Below are 16,562 nucleotides of genomic sequence, written 5' to 3' on the forward strand. Positions count from 1 at the left end.
AACAGGCGCTTTGCCTGTCGGCTTCAAATCCATATAGCATGCGGCCCTGACGCGAGCGCTTCACTTCGGCTCCAACCGCGGCGAAATATTGATGACAACTTCCTCAAATGGTTGGCGCAGGATTGTCGCGACTGTCGTGCTCGTGGTCTTCACCATCATGCCGGCAGCCGCGCAGGAACAGCGCCGCTTCTACATGCCACCGGCTGCCGACACCATGCGGGGCATTGCCGCCGAACATGGCATGGTGGTGGCGCAGGAAAAACTTGCAGCCCGCGTCGGCGCCGACATCATGCGCCAGGGCGGCAATGCCGTCGATGCGGCAGTCGCGACCGGCTTTGCCATGGCAGTGACCTATCCGCGCGCCGGTAATATCGGCGGCGGCGGTTTCATGGTGATCCACCTTGCGGATCGCAACGAGGATGTCGCGATCGACTATCGCGAGACCGCTCCCAGCGCCATCACCCGCGATATCTTCCTCAATGCCGAGGGCAAGCCCGATCCCGACAAGTCGCGCAATTCCGCGCTCGGCATCGGCGTGCCCGGCACCGTCGCCGGTCTCGCGCTGGCGCTTCAGAAATATGGCTCGGGGAAATTCACGCTGGCGCAGATCGTCAAACCCGCGATCGACTTGGCGCGCGACGGACTTCCCGTTGCTGATGATATCGCGGACACGCTGCCGGATATGTATCGCCGCATGTCGCGCTGGCCGAACTCGGCCAGGACATTCTCCCGCGTCGATGGCTCGCCGCTGCATGAGGGCGACACGCTGATCCAGAGCGACCTCGCGGCCACGCTCACCGCGATCGCTGAACAGGGCCCGCGCGGCTTCTACGAAGGGCCGGTCGCGGAAAAGCTCGTCAAAGCTGTGCGCGATGCCGGCGGCATCATGGCGCTGGATGATCTGAAATCCTATCAGCCCGTGATTCGCACGCCGGTGCGCGGCACCTATCGCGGCTATGACATCGTCTCGATGCCGCTGCCTTCCTCTGGCGGCATCGTGCTGCTGGAGATCCTGAACATCCTCGAGGGTTTCCAGATGTCCGACATGAAGCAGGGGTCTGCCGCTTCGCTTCATGTCATGATCGAAGCGATGAAGCGCGCCTATGCCGATCGCGCCCGCTATCTCGGCGATCCCGCCTTCATCAACGCGCCGACACTCGCTTTGCTCGACAAGGATTATGCCGCCAAGCAGCGCGCCACCATCGACCTTGCCCGCGCCACGCCCTGGGCCGAAGCGGCAGCGGTGCCGCCGCAACGCGAAGGCTCCAACACCACGCATTATTCCGTGGTCGACGCCAGCGGCAATGCAGTCAGCAACACCTATACGCTGAACTTTCCCTATGGCGTCGGCCTCGTCGCCGAAGGCACCGGCGTGCTGCTCAACAATGAGCTCGACGATTTCACCGCCGCGCCCGGCGCCTCGAATGCATTCGGCCTGGTCGGCTTCGAGGCCAACCTGCCGGGTGCGGGAAAACGGCCGTTATCGTCGATGTCGCCAACCATCGTGCTGAGGAACGGCAAGCCGGTACTGGTGACCGGCACGCCCGGTGGCAGCCGCATCATCTCCGCCGTGACGCAGGTGATCGTCGATGTCATCGACTACAAAATGGATATCGCCGCCGCCGTTGCCGCTCCGCGCGTGCATCATCAATGGCTGCCGGATGAAGTGCGGATCGAGAAGGGATTTCCCGATGACGTGCTGGCCGAGCTCAGAACCAAAGGCCACAAGCTGGTCGAGCCGCTCGGCTATTCCTCGGCCAACTCGATCCTGGTGACGTCGAACGGCCCGCTCGGCGCCCCGGACCCGCGCACCCGCGGCGCCGAAGCGGCGGGGTATTGACGGAGGCGGTTGGCTAAAGCGGAGGGTAGGCAAAGCGCAGCGTGCCCACCATCAAGACTCTTCCAGTTGATGTGCCCTCTCCCCTTGTGGGAGAGGGCTGTTCCGATCTAGCCACGAATTCGCTTCGGTGAGGGGTCTCTCTCCACCAACGCCTGCGCCTGCGGAGACACCCCCTCATCCGTCGCGCATTGCATGCGCGCCACCTTCTCCCACAAGGGGAGAAGGGAAGGCCGCGGACCCTACATCTTTTTGCGGAACCATCGCGATAAATTTAACTTTCCCGCAAACCGGCCGCATGCAATAGCGCCAATCAAGAAGAAACTCGCGGAGACCTCGAACATGACGACATCGGAGCCATCGAAGGCGATGGAAGTCGCTGAAATCCACGACACCAGCCTGCTCGCCTTCTACCGCGACATGAACCTGCAGGAGCGGCGCACCTTCTGGGCCTGCGCCTCGGGCTGGGCGCTCGACGGCATGGATTTCATGATCTATCCGCTGGTGATCGGCACCATCATCACGCTGTGGAAGGTCGATGCCGGCACCGCGGGCCTTGCGGGCACGGTGACGCTGCTCTCGTCCGCCATCGGCGGCTGGCTCGGCGGCTATCTCGCCGACCGCATCGGCCGCGTCAGGACGCTGCAGCTCACCATTCTCTGGTTCTCGTTCTTCTCGCTGGTCTGCGCGGTCGCGCAGAACTTCGATCAGCTCCTGATCGCGCGGGCAATCCTGGGCCTGGGCTTCGGCGGAGAATGGGCTGCGGGCGCGGTGCTGATGGGCGAAGCGATCCGGCCGCAATATCGCGGGCGCGCGGTCGGCTCGGTGCAATCAGGCTGGGCTGTCGGCTGGGGTCTTGCGGTGCTCGCGCAGGCGATCCTGTTCTCGATCCTGCCGGCGGAAATCGCATGGCGCTGGATGTTCGTGATCGGCGCGCTGCCGGCGCTCCTGGTGTTCTATCTCCGCCGCTATGTCACCGAGCCCGAGATCGCCGCAGCCACGCGCGAAAAACAGCAGGCCGCGGGCGACCGGCCGTCGCTGTGGGAGATCTTCCACGGACCGATCCTGAAGACGACCATCCTGGCGTCGCTGGCGGCGACGGGCTGCCAAGGCGGCTACTACGCCATCACGTTCTGGGTGCCACGCTTCCTCACCACGGAGCGTCACCTTTCGATCGTCACCTCGACCGGCTATCTCGCCGCGCTGATCATCGGCTCGTTCATCGGCTATCTTGTCGGCGCCTGGCTCGCCGATCGTATCGGCCGTCGGAACCTGTTCCTGACCTTCTCGCTTGGCGCCATCGCCGTCGTGCTGGTCTATACGCAAGTGGAGATCAGCAACGAATTGCTGTGGGTGCTGGGCTTTCCGCTCGGCTTCTTCGCGTCAGGCTATTTCTCCGGCATGGGCGCGTTCCTGACCGAGCTCTATCCGACGCGGCTGCGCGGCTCCGGACAGGGCTTCTGCTATAATTTTGGCCGCGGCATTGGCGCGCTGTTCCCGTTTCTCGTCGGCGCGCTCTCGACCACGACCTCGCTCGCCAACGCGATCGCGATTTTCGCGGTCGCCGCTTACGCTGTATTCTTCCTGGCCGCCTACGCGCTGCCGGAGACGCGCGGACGGGTGTTGCATGCTGAGGGATAAATAACACGGGAGGGTTCGGATGACGTCGCTCAAGGGCAAGACACTGTTCATCACCGGTGCGAGCCGCGGCATCGGGCTCGCGATGGCGCTACGGGCGGCACGCGATGGCGCCAATATCGCGATCGCCGCCAAGACCACCGAGCCGCATCCGAAACTCAAGGGCACGATCTATACCGCCGCAGACGAGATCCGTGCCGCCGGCGGCAAGGCGCTGCCTGTTATCTGCGATATCAGGGACGAGGCGCAGGTGATCACGGCGATCGACAAGACGGTCGCGGAATTCGGCGGCATCGACATCTGCGTCAACAATGCCAGCGCGATCGGCCTGACCACCTCGCAGGCCACCGACATGAAGCGGTTCGACCTGATGATGGGCGTTAACACGCGCGGCACCTTCATGGTGTCGAAATACTGCATCCCACATTTGAAGAAAGCGGCGAACCCGCACATTTTGATGCTGTCGCCACCGCTCGATATGAAGACAAAGTGGTTCGAGAACTCGACCGCCTACACGATGGCGAAATACGGCATGAGCATGTGCGTGCTGGGGCTGTCGGGCGAATTGCGATCGGCTGGTGTCGCCGTCAACGCGCTATGGCCGCGTACGACGATCGCGACCGCCGCGGTCGGCAATCTCCTCGGCGGCGACGCCATGATGCGCGCCAGCCGCACGCCCGAGATCATGGGCGATGCCGCGCATGTCATCCTGACCAAACCGGCACGCGAATTCACCGGGCAGTTCTGCATTGACGACAAGGTGCTCTATGACAGCGGCGTGCGCGATTTCGAGCGCTACCGCGTCGATCCGTCGCGGCCGCTGATGTCCGACTTCTTCGTGCCCGACGACGACGTGCCGCCGCCCGGCGTCACCGTTCAACCGCTGCCCTCCGTTGGCGAAGCGCAGAAGTCGCGGTAAGACTCAACGACACGATCGCGGGGCTCTCCCTCCCTCTCCCCGTTCTTCACGGGGAGAGGGGCGGTGTGAGGGGCTGTCTCCGCACGCACGGTGATAGGTGGACTCGCGGAGAGCCCCCTCACCCGGAATTCAAGCTCCGCTTGAATTCCGACCTCTCCCCGTAAGCGGGGCGAGATAGAGTACCACTCAGCTTCAGCGCGGAGGAATTTGTGGGCTGGCAGAAATGGATCGCGGCAGCAATCGCGTTCGCCGCCGCGGTGGCGGTTGCCGCCTACTTCCGTCCTGATCGGGCCGTTCGTGTCGCGACGGGCGTGGTCGCACACAATGTCTGTTCCAAAGTGTTCGTCTCTGGCCTCGATCCGGAGACGGTGTTTTCGGAAACGATCGATCGGGCCGGCATCCGCAGACTGCGTCCGCTGCTCCGCTTTGCGCTCGACCGCACCGCCAAGACCGTCGATGCGTCGGTTGTGGGATGGCTGACAAGCCGCGCCGCCTTTCACGACGGGCTCGGTTGCGTGCTGCTGCACGGTAGAAAAGCGCCTTATGTGCTCAAGAGCGACATCGACGCGCTGAAGGTGGCAAAAGCGCCGCCGCTGCTTGAGGAGATCGGGGGCCCTGAACCTGTCGAGCCTTCGGACCCGGCGCTAAAAGCGGCGCTCGATCATGCCTTCGAGGAGCCGGCGGAGCCGCCGCTCCGGCGCACCAAGGCGGTGGTGGTCGTCCATAACGGCAAGATCATCGCCGAGCGCTATGCCGAGGGCATCAGTGTCGACACACCGCTGCTTGGTTTTTCCCTGACCAAGTCGGTGATCAATGCGCTGATCGGAATCCTGACGCAACAAGGCCTGGTCACGCCGTCGATGCCGGCGCCGATTCCGGAATGGCGCGGCAGGAACGATCCGCGTCGCGAGATCGAGGTCGAGCACCTCATGCGCATGACCACGGGGCTGGCGCTGGACGAGACCAATTCGGGCTTCGATCCCTCCAGCCAGATGGTCTACCTGCGTGACGACATGGCGGGCTTTGCGGTGAAGGCGCCGCTGATGGCGCCACCCGGCACGCGTTGGCATTATTCGAGTCCCTCGACGCAACTGTTGGCGCGGATCATCCGCGATGCCGTCGGCGGGCCCGAGCAAACGCTCGCTTTTGCCTGGCGCGAATTGTTCAACCCGCTCGGCATGCGCAGCGTCACGCTGGAATTCGACGGCAGCGGCACGCTGCAGGGCACTGCCTACATGCTGGCGAGCGCCCGCGACTGGGCCCGCTTCGGGCTGCTCTATCTCAATGACGGCGTGGTCGGCGGCAAGCGGCTGCTGCACGAAGACTGGGTGGACTTTTCCGCCGCCCCAACCCTGAAGACCGACTATGGCGCGGGCTTCTGGACCAACCGCGGCGAACACCGGAATGCCAAGGCCCGCGTCGCGCTCGGCATTCCCCGCGACGCCTTCTTTGCCTCGGGCGATCTCGGCCAGCGCATCGTCATCATGCCGACGCAGCACCTCGTCGTTGTCCGCCTCGGCAACAGCGTTGATCGGACCGGCGACATGCGCGGATTGGCGCGGCTGGTGAAAGAGGTGATCGCGGCGGTTGGGCAGTGAGACTCCCTCGCCCCGATCTTGCGGGGCCGAGACGAGCAGAGCTCGCTCTGAGAGGGTCGGGGTGAGCGGCTGCCTCCGCGAATTCGATGGACAGGAGTGTGCGGTGAGTCCCCTCACCCGGCGCTGCGCGCCGACCTCTCCCCGCAAGAGCGGGGAGAGGTGAGCCACATCTACCGTCCGACCTGATACGGCCCGCCCTTCTCCAGCGCGCGGGCGTAGGCCGGGCGCGCGTGAATGCGTTCGAGGAAGGCCATGCACTTCCGGTGCCCCTCCTCCAGCCCGGCGCGCGCGGAAGCTGCTTCCAGCGGAAAGCTCATCTGGATGTCGGCGGCGCTGAACTCATTGCCTGCGAACCACTCGCTCTTGCCGAGCTCCGCCTCCCAGAACGCCATGTGCTGCTTGAGCTGCGGATTGACCAGCGCCGTCAGCACCTGGTTGGAGACCTTGCGCACGAGCGGGCGCAGCAAGGAGGGCGCGCGTTTCGGCATTGTCGTGAACAGCAGTTTCAACAGCAGCGGCGGCATCGCCGAGCCTTCGGCATAATGCAGCCAATAGGTGTAACGCAGCCGTTCCGGCGTCTCGGCCGCCGGGATCAGGCGTCCCCGGCCATAGGCGCCGAGGATGTATTCGATGATCGCGCCCGATTCCGCGATCGTGTTGCCCTTGTCGGTGATGACCGGCGACTTGCCGAGCGGATGGACGACCAGAAGCTCCTTCGGCGCGCGCATGTCCGGCTGGCGCTGATAGCGCACGATCTCATAGGGCACGCCGAGCTCTTCGAGCAGCCAGAGCACCCGTTGCGAGCGCGAATTGTTGAGGTGATGAACGGTCAGCACGGCGTCCCCCGGAATTCGAAAAACTTACCGGGCGTTCCGTATCAGGCAATCGCCAGATTCGCGATTGGCCGAGCGGCCAAATTATTTATCCGGGTGATATTGACACCTGAATTATACCCGGGCATTAATTGCTGAACATAGATTAACCAGATGTCTCAGATGAATCAGACCTTTACAGCCTTCGAAGGCCAGCGGCGCCTCGCCGCCGGGCCCCTGCCAGAGGTCGCGCTGGCGGTTAAACGAGCCGGCCAGAGCGCCGAGCCGATTGCGATCTTCTGCGACGGGACCGGACGCGCCCTCGATCTGGACCTTCGCGGCAGCGATGACGAGATCCTGGCACGGCTGCCAACAACGGCTCCGCCAGGTGAAGCGCCGGAGCTGGCGCCGAGCGAGCCGCGTGGCCGCGGCCGGCCGAAACTCGGCGTGGTCGCGCGCGAGGTGACGCTGTTGCCGCGCCATTGGGAATGGCTCAACGCGCAGCCCGGCGGCGCCTCGGTCGCGCTCCGCAAGCTCGTGGACGAAGCCCGGCGCAGCAGCGGCGACCGCGACCGTCAGCGCGCCGCGCGCGATGCCGCCTATCATTTCATGTCGGCGATGGCTGGCAACCTGCCGAAATTCGAGGAGGCCTCGCGCGCCCTGTTCGCGGACGACCGCCGCCGCTTTGTCAGCGAGATCGCCGACTGGCCGCCGGACATTCGCGACCACGTCGTCACGCTCGCCTACAGCGACCACGCGGATTAGCGCGTGGAACGAAGCCACAACGGAGGTGCACCCCCTCTCCCGCTTGCGGGAGAGGGTTGGGGTGAGGGTGTCTCCGCGGCGGGATTCTTCAGGTGGTGAGAACCCTCACCCGGATCGCATCTAACGATGCGATCCGACCTTCCCCGCAAACGGGGGAGGTGAACTCGCGGCACGACTGATTCAATCAACGACCTATCACATTTCAACAGGTACCCTTTCCATGTCCAAGCCGCCGCTCTGGAGGACCTTCCTCGCCTTCCTGCTGCCGATGATGCTGAGCAACATCCTGCAGGCGCTGTTCGGCACCATCAACAACATCTATCTGGGACAGATGATCGGGGTCGAGGCACTCGCAGCGGTCTCGGTGTTCTTCCCGGTGATGTTCTTCCTGATCGCTTTCGTGATGGGCTTGAGCTCGGGCGCGACCGTGCTGGTCGGCCAAGCCTTCGGCGCCGGCCAAGTCGACAAGGTCAAGGCGGTGGCCGGCACCACGCTGACGGTCGCGCTCCTGCTGGCCAGTGGCATCGCGCTGTTCGGATTGTTGTTCACGCGCGAACTCCTGGTCGCGCTCGCCACGCCGGCCGATATCCTCGATGCCGCCACCTCCTACGCGCGAACCATGATGGTCACGATGCCGCTCACCTTCGCCTTCATCCTGGCCAGTTCGATGCTGCGTGGTGTCGGCGACACGCTCACGCCGCTGTTCGCGCTCTCGATTTCGACCGTCATCGGCCTCGTGGTGACGCCGGCGCTGATCCGCGGCTGGCTTGGCCTGCCGCATCTCGGCGTCGCCAGCGCGGCCTGGGCCTCGGCGGTATCGAGCCTGCTGACACTGGTGTGGCTCAACCTCTATCTGTGGCGACGACGCCATGCGCTGGCTTTCGATGGCGCGTTCCTGCGCGCGATGCGGCCGGACGGCAGGTTGCTGCGAACCGTGTTGCGGCTCGGCATTCCCGCAGCGCTCGGCATGGTCGTGATGTCGCTTGCCGAGCTGGTGCTGCTCGGCCTCGTCAACGGTTTCGGCTCCAACGCCACGGCGGCCTATGGCGCCGTCAACCAGGTCTTGAGCTATGTGCAGTTTCCCGCGCTGTCGATCGCGATCGCGGTCTCGATCTTCGGCGCGCAGGCGATCGGCCGTGGCGAGGCCAGCCAGATCGGCGCGATCGTCGGCACCGGGTTGAAGATGAATCTGGTCCTGACCGGCGGACTGGCCGCGCTCGGCTATCTGTTCTCCCGCACGCTGATGGGCTTTTTCATCACCGACCCCGCCGTGCTCGAGCTCGCGCAGGGACTGCTGCATATCGTGCTGTGGAGCTCGGTCCTGTTCGGGATGTCGACGGTGTTTTCGGGGGCGATGCGTGCCGGCGGCACGGTCTGGATGCCGCTGTTGATCTCCGCCCTCGCGATCGCGCTGGTCGAGATCCCGTCCGCCATCCTCCTCAGCCGGCTGATCGGCATCGAGGGGGTATGGGCCGCCTATCCGATCACCTTCTGCACCATGTTCCTGCTGCAGATGGGCTATTACATGCTGGTCTGGCGGAAGCAGACGGTCGAGCGTCTGATTTGACCGGGAAGGGAGATCATATCTATATGATGATCATCATATAGTAGACGGGCCACGCGGATCGCGCCACAATAGGGCCAAGGAGAAAAACCGAAGGGCGCAGGAGGGTCGCCTCGCTATTTGACAGTCCGTTCGCCCGTCCACCTCTCAAGCAACAACAACAAGGAATCATCCCATGCGCGTTCTCGTCGTCGGCGCCGGTGCGATCGGCGGATATTTCGGTGGGCGGCTGCTGCAGGCCGGCCGTGACGTCACATTCCTGGTCCGCCCGAGGCGCGCATCCGAACTCGCCGCCGCAGGCCTCGTGATCAAGAGCCCGAACGGCGATGTGACATTGAAGAATCCGCCGACGGTGCAGGCGGACAAATTGAACGAGACATTCGACGTCGTGCTATTGAGCTGCAAGGCATTCGACCTAGAGGACGCCATCAAGTCGTTCGCGCCGGCGGTCGGACCGAACACCGCGATCATCCCGCTGCTGAACGGCATGCTTCACCTGAACGCACTCGACAAGAAATTCGGCGCCGAGCGCGTTCTCGGCGGTCTCTGCGCGATTGCGGCGACGCTGAATGAAGCACGCGAGGTGGTGCAGCTTCAGCCGATGCAGTCGCTGACCTTCGGCGAACGCGACGGCAAGATGTCCGACCGCCTGCGCGCGATCGCGGAGGTGTTTTCCGCCATCAACGGCGCCACCGCCAGCGATCATGTGATGCAGGACATGTGGGAAAAGTGGGTGTTCCTGGCTTCGCTCGCGGCTTCCACCAGCCTGATGCGCACCTCCGTCGGCAACATCCTGGCGGCGCCCGGCGGCAAGGATTTCCTGCTCGGCATCCTCGACGAGTGCAGCGCGGTAGCGGCCGCTGAAGGCTATGCGCCGGGTGGACCGTTCTTCGAGCGCGTCAAGGGCATGCTGACCGCCGCGGGCTCGCCGATGACCGCCTCGATGTTCCGCGACATCAAGGCCGGCTTGCCGGTCGAAGCCGATCACGTGATCGGCGATCTCGTCGCCCGCGCCGACGCCGCCAAGATTCCCGTGCCCAAGCTGCGCACGGCGTATACGCACCTGAAAGCGTACGAATTGCAGCGGGCTAGCGCTTAAGCCCGCGCGCGCTCGCCGTCGTCCCTGCGAAAGCAAGGGACCCATAACCAACGGGAAGTGTTGTGGCGCGAGCAAGCGGTTGCAGCGGAGCACACAACAACGGCCTGTGGTTATGGGTCCCGGGTCAAGCCCGGGACGACATCGGAGCGAGATCAAAGATGCGCGAGATAATGCGCCAGTGCGGTGATCTCTTCGTCGCTCAAGGGATAGGCGACCTCGGCCATCGCGGCCATGCCGCCGCCGGAGCGCGCGCTGGACTTGTAGTCGTGCAGCGCCTTGACGAGATAATCCTCGCGCTGGCCGGCGATGCGCGCCACCGCCTTGTTGCCGGCATAGCTGTCGGTATGGCATGACGCGCAGCGGCGGCCGGCGGCGGCCTGCTTGCCCTTTTCCGATAGATCAGGATCGTCGTCCTTCGGGCCCTTCGGCGGCGGCAGCGATGAGAAATAGGCGCCGAGATTGCGGATGTCGTCATTGTTGAGCTGCTCGACGATCGGCTGCATCAGCTCGTTCTTGCGGGTGCCGGCGCGGAAGAACACGAGCTGCCACTGGATGAACTGATCCGGCTGGCCGGCGAGCGAGGGGATGTTCTCGATCTGCGAAACGCCATTCTCGCCATGGCATGAGACGCACATCTCGGCCTTCTCCTTGCCGGCCGCGACATCGGCGGCGCGGGCGGGAAGTGCGCAGGCAGTCACTGCTAGCAGTGTTGCGGCCAATACAATCCGCATTTTCATTCCTCTCACTCGTCATTGCCGGGGTCGAGCCCGCGCATGACGATTGGATCGATTCGCAACAAGAATTGCAGGCTGCAGCCGCCGTCCGGCCGCCGCAGCCCCCGTTGGTCACAGTCTCACTTCTTGCTGTAGCTGATGCGATAGATCGCACCGGCCCAATCATCCGCAACGAGGATCGAGCCGTCCTTGTCGAGGATGATGTCAGCAGGGCGGCCGAGATAATTCTGGTCGCCTTCGATCCAGCCCGACGCGAACACTTCCTGCTTGGCGTTCTTGCCGTCTGGACCGACGATCACGCGCACGATGCGCGCGCCCTGGTACTTGTGCCTGTTCCAGGAGCCATGCTCGGCGATCAGGATGTTGTTCTTGTAGTCCGCCGGGAATTGGTTGCCGGTGTAGAACTTCATGCCGAGCGGCGCGACATGGGCCCCTAAGTTGAGCACGGGTGGCGTGAACTCCGAGCATTTATGCCCCATCGCGAATTTCGGATCGGGCAGGTCACCCTGATGGCAATAGGGATAGCCGAAATGCTCGCCGATCCTCGAGATCATGTTGAGCTTGTCACTCGGCAGATCGTCGCTGATCCAGTCGCGCGCGTTCTCCGTGAACCAGTAGCGGCCGGTGCGCGGATCGACATCGCCGCCGACGCTGTTGCGCACCCCGAGCGCCCAGATTTCCGCGTTGCCGGTCTTGGGATCGACACGGCGGATCTGCGAGAGGCTGGTCGGGGGGATGCCGATGTTGAAGGGCGGTCCGAACGGAATGTAGAACCAGCCGTCCTTGTCGACAGCGATATATTTCCAGCCATGCGCTGCATAGGAGGGCATGTCGTCATAGACCACCTTGCCCTGGCCGAGATTGTCCAGATTGGCTTCCGCATTGTCGTAGCGGATCAGCTTGTCGACCGCGATCACGTAGAGCGCGCCGTCGCGGAAGGCGAGACCGGTGGGCATGTTCAGCCCCTTGAGGATGGTCTTGACCTCTTTCTTGCCGTTGTTGTCCTTGATCGCGTAGACGTTACCGAGCCCGAATGAGCCGACGAACAGCGTGCCCTTGTCGCCCCAGGCCATCTGCCGCGCGGCGAGCACGTTCGATGCATAGACCTCGATCTTGAAGCCCTGCGGCAGCTTGATCTTCTTGACAAGCGCCGCCAGCTCGGAGTCGGAGGCGCCGGTCGGCGGTCCCGATGGCGGGGCGAGGCCCTTTTGCGCTTCGGTCTCATCGCCCAGGAACCAGTCATCCGGCGGATGGGTCCAGAATTCCTTGGTGCCGGATTCGTATTTCTTCAGCTCCCTGCCCTTGTCCTGCTGCTGTTGTGCCTTGGCAAAGCCAGTCCCCGCCACGAGGGCGATGGTGGCTAGCGCAACAATGGAACGATTGAAAACCGATTGCATCGCGTTACTCCCCTAATCCAGCCGGACGGCTGGCTCTTTATTGATTCTAACGAGACGATCGTGGTGGCCTGCGAGAGATAGGCCAGAGCGGAAAATGTTAGCACATCCCCCGCGCGAGAGAAGCGCAGGCGATGAACGCCGCATTCGAGCGAGGTCAAGACAAGTTGAGAGGTTCGCTTACGCTGTTTTCCTGCGAAGCATCAGCGATGTCATTGCGCCGCAATATTCGTTTGAAGCTAACGCCTCTCGCAGCGTCACCGCCGACAATTTCGATTGGCCAGAGAAATCAATCATCGGATGAATGATTGAGCAGCCATCAAGCCGGGCCGCGCCTCTCGCCGGAGAGGTCTTAGCACGGGCTCGCTTCGTCAATCGGAGGGAAGGCAACCGCGCACGGCACGGGCGCGGGGCTACAAGTAAAAGCCGGTCCGCCGGATGGGAAATTGGAGCGGGCGAAGGGGCTCGAACCCTCGACCCCGACCTTGGCAAGGTCGTGCTCTACCACTGAGCTACACCCGCATCCTGATGACGACGATCGCTCGCCGGCAACGGCAGAGCTATGCCAAAAGCGGACCGCGAATGCAACAGGCCCGAAGCCGGCTAAATCGCCTCATTTGACCAGAAATGGGGACGAGGGGCCCAAAAGCAACGCGGCGCGGGGCGTTTCGGTGGCCGCTCGCCGCGTTTTTCGCCTGGGAACCCGCTTTTCCCGACCTCAGGCCGCCACGGCCGATTCGCCTCAAGCAGCCCTGCAAACTCCGGCCGCATTTGGTCGCGCCCCTGCACGACCGGCCTGCGGCGGAACGAGCAGGGCGCCTGCCGATTGAAATTTGACGCGAAACCGCCATTTAGCTGACGGGTGTTCAGTTCCGGCCGTGCTAGAACAGGCGCCAATCTCGGGACATCAGGCGAGGATATCGTGACGATAGTTGAGCAGGGCGGCGGTCCGGCGCCGCAGGCAGGCGATCTGATCAAGGAAACGACCACCCAGACGTTCGTCAAGGACGTCATCGAGGAGTCGAAGCGCCAGCCGGTGCTGATCGATTTCTGGGCGCCCTGGTGTGGCCCGTGCCGCCAGCTCACCCCGATCCTGGAAAAGGTGGTGACCAACGCCAAGGGCCGGGTCAAGCTCGTCAAGATGAACATCGACGAGCATCCGTCGATCCCCGGTCAGATGGGCATCCAGTCGATCCCGGCCGTTATCGCCTTCGTCAACGGCCAGCCGGCCGACGGCTTCATGGGCGCGATCCCGGAGAGCCAGGTCAACGCCTTCATCGAGCGGCTGACCAAGGGCGTCCCGGCCGCGGGCGAGCCGAACATCGCGGAAATCCTGAAAGAGGCCGACGCCGTGCTCGCCGAAGGCGACGCCGCGGCCGCGGCGCAGATCTATGCCGAGGTGCTCGGCATCGACGCCACCAATATCGCCGCACTCGCCGGTCTCGCCAAATGTTATGTCACGACAGGCGCGATCGACCAGGCTAAGCAGACGCTCGGCATGGTGCCGGAGTCCAAGCGCAACGATCCGGCCGTCAAGGCCGTGCAGGCCGCGATCGACCTTGCCGAGCAGGCCGAGTCGGTCGGTCCGATCGGCGAACTGGAACAGAAAGTCGCCGCAAATCCGCTCGATCATCAGGCGCGGTTCGATCTTGCCACCGCGCTGAACGCGATGGGCAAGCGCAGCGAGGCGACCAACCAACTCCTGGAGATCGTCAGGCGCGATCGCAAGTGGAACGACGACGGCGCGCGCAAGCAGCTCGTCCAGTTCTTCGAAGCGTGGGGCGGGGCGGATGAAGCGACCGTCGAGGGACGAAAGCGGCTGTCGACGATCCTGTTCTCTTAGCTAGAGCGCGCGCGCATAACACCGGGGCCACAGATGCCGATCAATGCCGAATATCGGGGCCCGGCCGAGCTTCCCGAGGTAATCCCGGTCTTTCCGCTTGCCGGCGCGCTATTGTTGCCGCGCGGCCAGATGCCGCTCAACATCTTCGAGCCGCGCTATCTTGCGATGGTCGACGACTCCTTCCGCGACGGCCATCGGCTGATCGGCATGATCCAGCCCGACGTGACGCATTCGCACAATGAGGAGAAGCCGGCGTTGTTCCGCGTCGGCTGCGTCGGCCGCATCACCCAGCTCGCCGAATCCGGCGACGGCCGCTATATCCTCGAACTCACCGGCGTGGCGCGCTTCAAGGTGGTGGAGGAGCTCAACGTCCTGACTGCGTACCGCCAGTGCAAGGTCGACTTCTTCTCCTTCTCGGGTGATTTCGTCGCGCGCAAGGGCGAGGAGGACGTCGACCGCGAAGCGCTGCTCTCGGTGCTGACAGACTTCCTCAAGGCCAACAATTTGAAGGTCGACTGGGCCGGCATCGAAGCCGCGCCCAACGAGGCGCTGGTCAACGCGCTCGCAATGATGTCGCCCTATGGCCCGGCGGAGAAGCAGGCGATGCTGGAAGCGCCTGACCTGAAGACCCGCGCCGAAATCCTGATCGCGGTGACCGAGATGGATCTCGCCAAGAAGCGCACCAGCGGCGATCCGCCGCTGCAGTGATTTTGCGCCCGTCCCGTCGTTCTCCTCCGCCGTCATTCCGGGGCGTCCGAAGGACGAACCCGGAATCCATTTCTCCGCCTGCGCATGCGGCGCGATGGATTCCGGGTTCACGCTGCGCGTGCCCCGGAATGACGGCGTGTGGGGCTAATACCCCGCGACCGCCATCGCCACCACGGCGCTGAGCGCCATCCAGCCGAAATGCCGGCCGCGCGTAGCAATCGCATTGGCGAGGGCCGCGAAAGCGAACACGCAGGCCAGCGTGACGACGATCCAGTGCCGCGCCACCTCCGAGGCCATCCAGGGCGCGGCGAGCAAGAGCACGCCGCCGCCGATCCACGCCACCGTGCCGGCCTGCCAGACCAGGCGGATCAGCGTGCGCAGCCGCGCCGGTTCGATCGTCATTTTCGGAAACACCTTGAACTCGCCGAGGTAACCGTGGATCAGCGCCGCCGCGATCGCGGCGAGGCCGGCACATTGCAGCAGGATATCGCGCATCGCTCGCCTCCATACAGTTGTGTATGGTTGTCGCGCATGCGTTGGCGCCTGTCAATACACTGGTGTATGGTGGCCGCATGACCGATCAGCTTTCCGCCAAGGACTGGCTCGACCAGGGCCTGAAAGCACTAGCAAGACGCGGCTTCACCGCGCTGAAGGCCGACCCCTTGGCAAAGGAGATGGGCGTCTCCCGCGGCAGCTTCTACTGGCACTTCGCCGACATCGGCGCCTACCACGCCGCCATCCTGAAACATTGGCGCGAGATCGCTGCGGAGCGGATCATCGTCGATGTCGAGGCGGCAGCGACAGGTTCCGACGCACTCGCCGTGCTGCTGCGACGCGTGTTTTCCGAAAAGCCGGCGCTGGAAAATGCGGTGCGAAGCTGGGCGAGCGTCGACGCTTCAGCGCGCGCCGCCGTGCAGGCGATCGACCAGCGGCGGCTCGGCTATGTCGAAGGCCTCCTGAAGCGGGCGGGTCTCACCGAGGACGTCGCCCGCGCCCGCGCGCAAATTCTTTATTGGGCATTCCTCGGCCACGCGCTGACGGAGCAGCCGCTGCCGAAAGCAAGACAGCAGGCGGTCGTCGACGAGCTTTTGCGGATGGCGGCGCGCTGATCGAATGTGATAAAGACGAGCCGTCAAGCTGGAAGACCATCATGAACTCCCCGACCGATCATCTCGAAAGCACCGCCGATCCAAAACTCCTGGAAATCCTGGTCTGTCCGATCACCAAGGGCCCGCTGGAGTTCGACGCGGCTCGCCAGGAATTGATCTCGCGCTCCGCAAAGCTCGCTTATCCGATCCGCGACGGCATCCCGATCATGCTGCCGGAAGAAGCGCGCAAGATCGAGTAGTTCGTCGTCCCTGCGAAAGCACTAGGGCATGCACAGATGTGGTGCGGTGCGGCGGATTGACTCGGGGCGGGTGTGAGGGATTCCAGAATCGGGAATCTGTGTGATTTCTATTGTGGCACTTCGATTTGACGGAGGTGCCGCGATGTCGCCACGGATTGACTGGACGTTGGGCCGGTTCGGGGATCGTCGTCTCGATAAAGGGGGGCGGCGCTCGTCGAACGCATGGTTGCGGGCAAGGATGTTTGCCTGCGGCGGCTTGCCAAGGGTGACCGCGCGCTGGAGGTGCGGTTCAACCGCTTTCTC

Annotated in this window: 15 protein-coding genes and 1 tRNA gene; 11 read left to right on the forward strand and 5 right to left on the reverse strand. The window is 63.9% G+C overall.

Annotated elements, in window-relative coordinates:
- Positions 1-193 precede the first annotated feature (193 nt).
- The 4 genes from ggt (at position 194) to YY7_RS0122555 (ending at position 5,992) form a co-directional block, all read left to right on the forward strand.
- Positions 194-1,840 (forward strand): gamma-glutamyltransferase, encoded by a 1,647-nt coding sequence (gene ggt / locus YY7_RS0122540; RefSeq protein WP_245287350.1) that lies wholly within the window; start codon positions 194-196, stop codon positions 1,838-1,840.
- A gap of 339 nt (positions 1,841-2,179) precedes the next feature.
- Positions 2,180-3,478, forward strand: coding sequence for an MFS transporter (locus YY7_RS0122545; RefSeq protein WP_028165219.1), 1,299 nt, complete (start codon positions 2,180-2,182; stop codon positions 3,476-3,478).
- A gap of 19 nt (positions 3,479-3,497) precedes the next feature.
- Positions 3,498-4,394 (forward strand): SDR family oxidoreductase, encoded by an 897-nt coding sequence (locus tag YY7_RS0122550; RefSeq protein ID WP_028165220.1) that lies wholly within the window; start codon positions 3,498-3,500, stop codon positions 4,392-4,394.
- Between the two features lie 209 nt (positions 4,395-4,603).
- On the forward strand, positions 4,604-5,992 hold the full coding sequence (locus tag YY7_RS0122555) for a serine hydrolase domain-containing protein (RefSeq protein ID WP_080663803.1): 1,389 nt from the start codon (positions 4,604-4,606) through the stop codon (positions 5,990-5,992).
- Between the two features lie 170 nt (positions 5,993-6,162).
- On the opposite strand, the gene YY7_RS0122560 is transcribed toward YY7_RS0122555, so the two are convergent.
- Entirely contained in the window at positions 6,163-6,828 is a 666-nt protein-coding gene (locus tag YY7_RS0122560) for a glutathione S-transferase (RefSeq protein ID WP_028165222.1), read from the reverse strand.
- A 159-nt stretch (positions 6,829-6,987) separates the two neighbouring features.
- On the opposite strand from YY7_RS0122560, the gene YY7_RS0122565 reads away from it, so the two are divergent.
- From YY7_RS0122565 to panE, 3 genes are all read left to right on the forward strand, one after another.
- On the forward strand, positions 6,988-7,569 hold the full coding sequence (locus YY7_RS0122565; protein ID WP_028165223.1) for a DUF2239 family protein: 582 nt from the start codon (positions 6,988-6,990) through the stop codon (positions 7,567-7,569).
- A 220-nt stretch (positions 7,570-7,789) separates the two neighbouring features.
- Positions 7,790-9,136: an MATE family efflux transporter gene (locus YY7_RS0122570; protein ID WP_028165224.1), complete on the forward strand. Its 1,347-nt coding sequence runs from the start codon at positions 7,790-7,792 to the stop codon at positions 9,134-9,136.
- Positions 9,137-9,308: 172 nt separating this feature from the next.
- The gene (gene panE, locus YY7_RS0122575; protein ID WP_028165225.1) at positions 9,309-10,232 is read left to right on the forward strand and encodes a 2-dehydropantoate 2-reductase; all 924 of its coding nucleotides are present in this window, start codon (positions 9,309-9,311) and stop codon (positions 10,230-10,232) included.
- A gap of 152 nt (positions 10,233-10,384) precedes the next feature.
- Here panE and YY7_RS0122580 read toward each other — a convergent pair whose 3' ends face one another.
- The 3 genes from YY7_RS0122580 to YY7_RS0122590 form a co-directional block, all read right to left on the reverse strand.
- On the reverse strand, positions 10,385-10,963 hold the full coding sequence (locus YY7_RS0122580; RefSeq protein WP_028165226.1) for a c-type cytochrome: 579 nt from the start codon (positions 10,961-10,963) through the stop codon (positions 10,385-10,387).
- 122 nt (positions 10,964-11,085) lie between these two features.
- Entirely contained in the window at positions 11,086-12,363 is a 1,278-nt protein-coding gene (locus YY7_RS0122585) for a PQQ-dependent sugar dehydrogenase (RefSeq protein WP_028165227.1), read from the reverse strand.
- Between the two features lie 444 nt (positions 12,364-12,807).
- A tRNA-Gly gene (locus YY7_RS0122590) sits at positions 12,808-12,882 on the reverse strand.
- Positions 12,883-13,282: 400 nt separating this feature from the next.
- Here YY7_RS0122590 and trxA point away from each other — a divergent pair.
- Both trxA and YY7_RS0122600 read left to right on the forward strand, forming a co-directional pair.
- On the forward strand, positions 13,283-14,203 hold the full coding sequence (gene trxA, locus YY7_RS0122595) for a thioredoxin (RefSeq protein ID WP_028165228.1): 921 nt from the start codon (positions 13,283-13,285) through the stop codon (positions 14,201-14,203).
- Between the two features lie 33 nt (positions 14,204-14,236).
- Positions 14,237-14,911, forward strand: coding sequence for an LON peptidase substrate-binding domain-containing protein (locus YY7_RS0122600; RefSeq protein WP_028165229.1), 675 nt, complete (start codon positions 14,237-14,239; stop codon positions 14,909-14,911).
- A 144-nt stretch (positions 14,912-15,055) separates the two neighbouring features.
- On the opposite strand, the gene YY7_RS0122605 is transcribed toward YY7_RS0122600, so the two are convergent.
- Complete coding sequence (locus YY7_RS0122605; protein ID WP_028165230.1) at positions 15,056-15,406, reverse strand: hypothetical protein; 351 nt, start codon at positions 15,404-15,406, stop codon at positions 15,056-15,058.
- 77 nt (positions 15,407-15,483) lie between these two features.
- On the opposite strand from YY7_RS0122605, the gene YY7_RS0122610 reads away from it, so the two are divergent.
- Positions 15,484-16,020, forward strand: coding sequence for a TetR/AcrR family transcriptional regulator (locus YY7_RS0122610; protein ID WP_028165231.1), 537 nt, complete (start codon positions 15,484-15,486; stop codon positions 16,018-16,020).
- A gap of 41 nt (positions 16,021-16,061) precedes the next feature.
- Positions 16,062-16,259, forward strand: coding sequence for a Trm112 family protein (locus tag YY7_RS0122615; RefSeq protein ID WP_028165232.1), 198 nt, complete (start codon positions 16,062-16,064; stop codon positions 16,257-16,259).
- The last annotated feature ends 303 nt before the right edge of the window (positions 16,260-16,562 follow it).

The organism is Bradyrhizobium elkanii WSM2783, assembly GCF_000472865.1.
GTDB classification, from domain to species: domain Bacteria; phylum Pseudomonadota; class Alphaproteobacteria; order Rhizobiales; family Xanthobacteraceae; genus Bradyrhizobium; species Bradyrhizobium elkanii_A.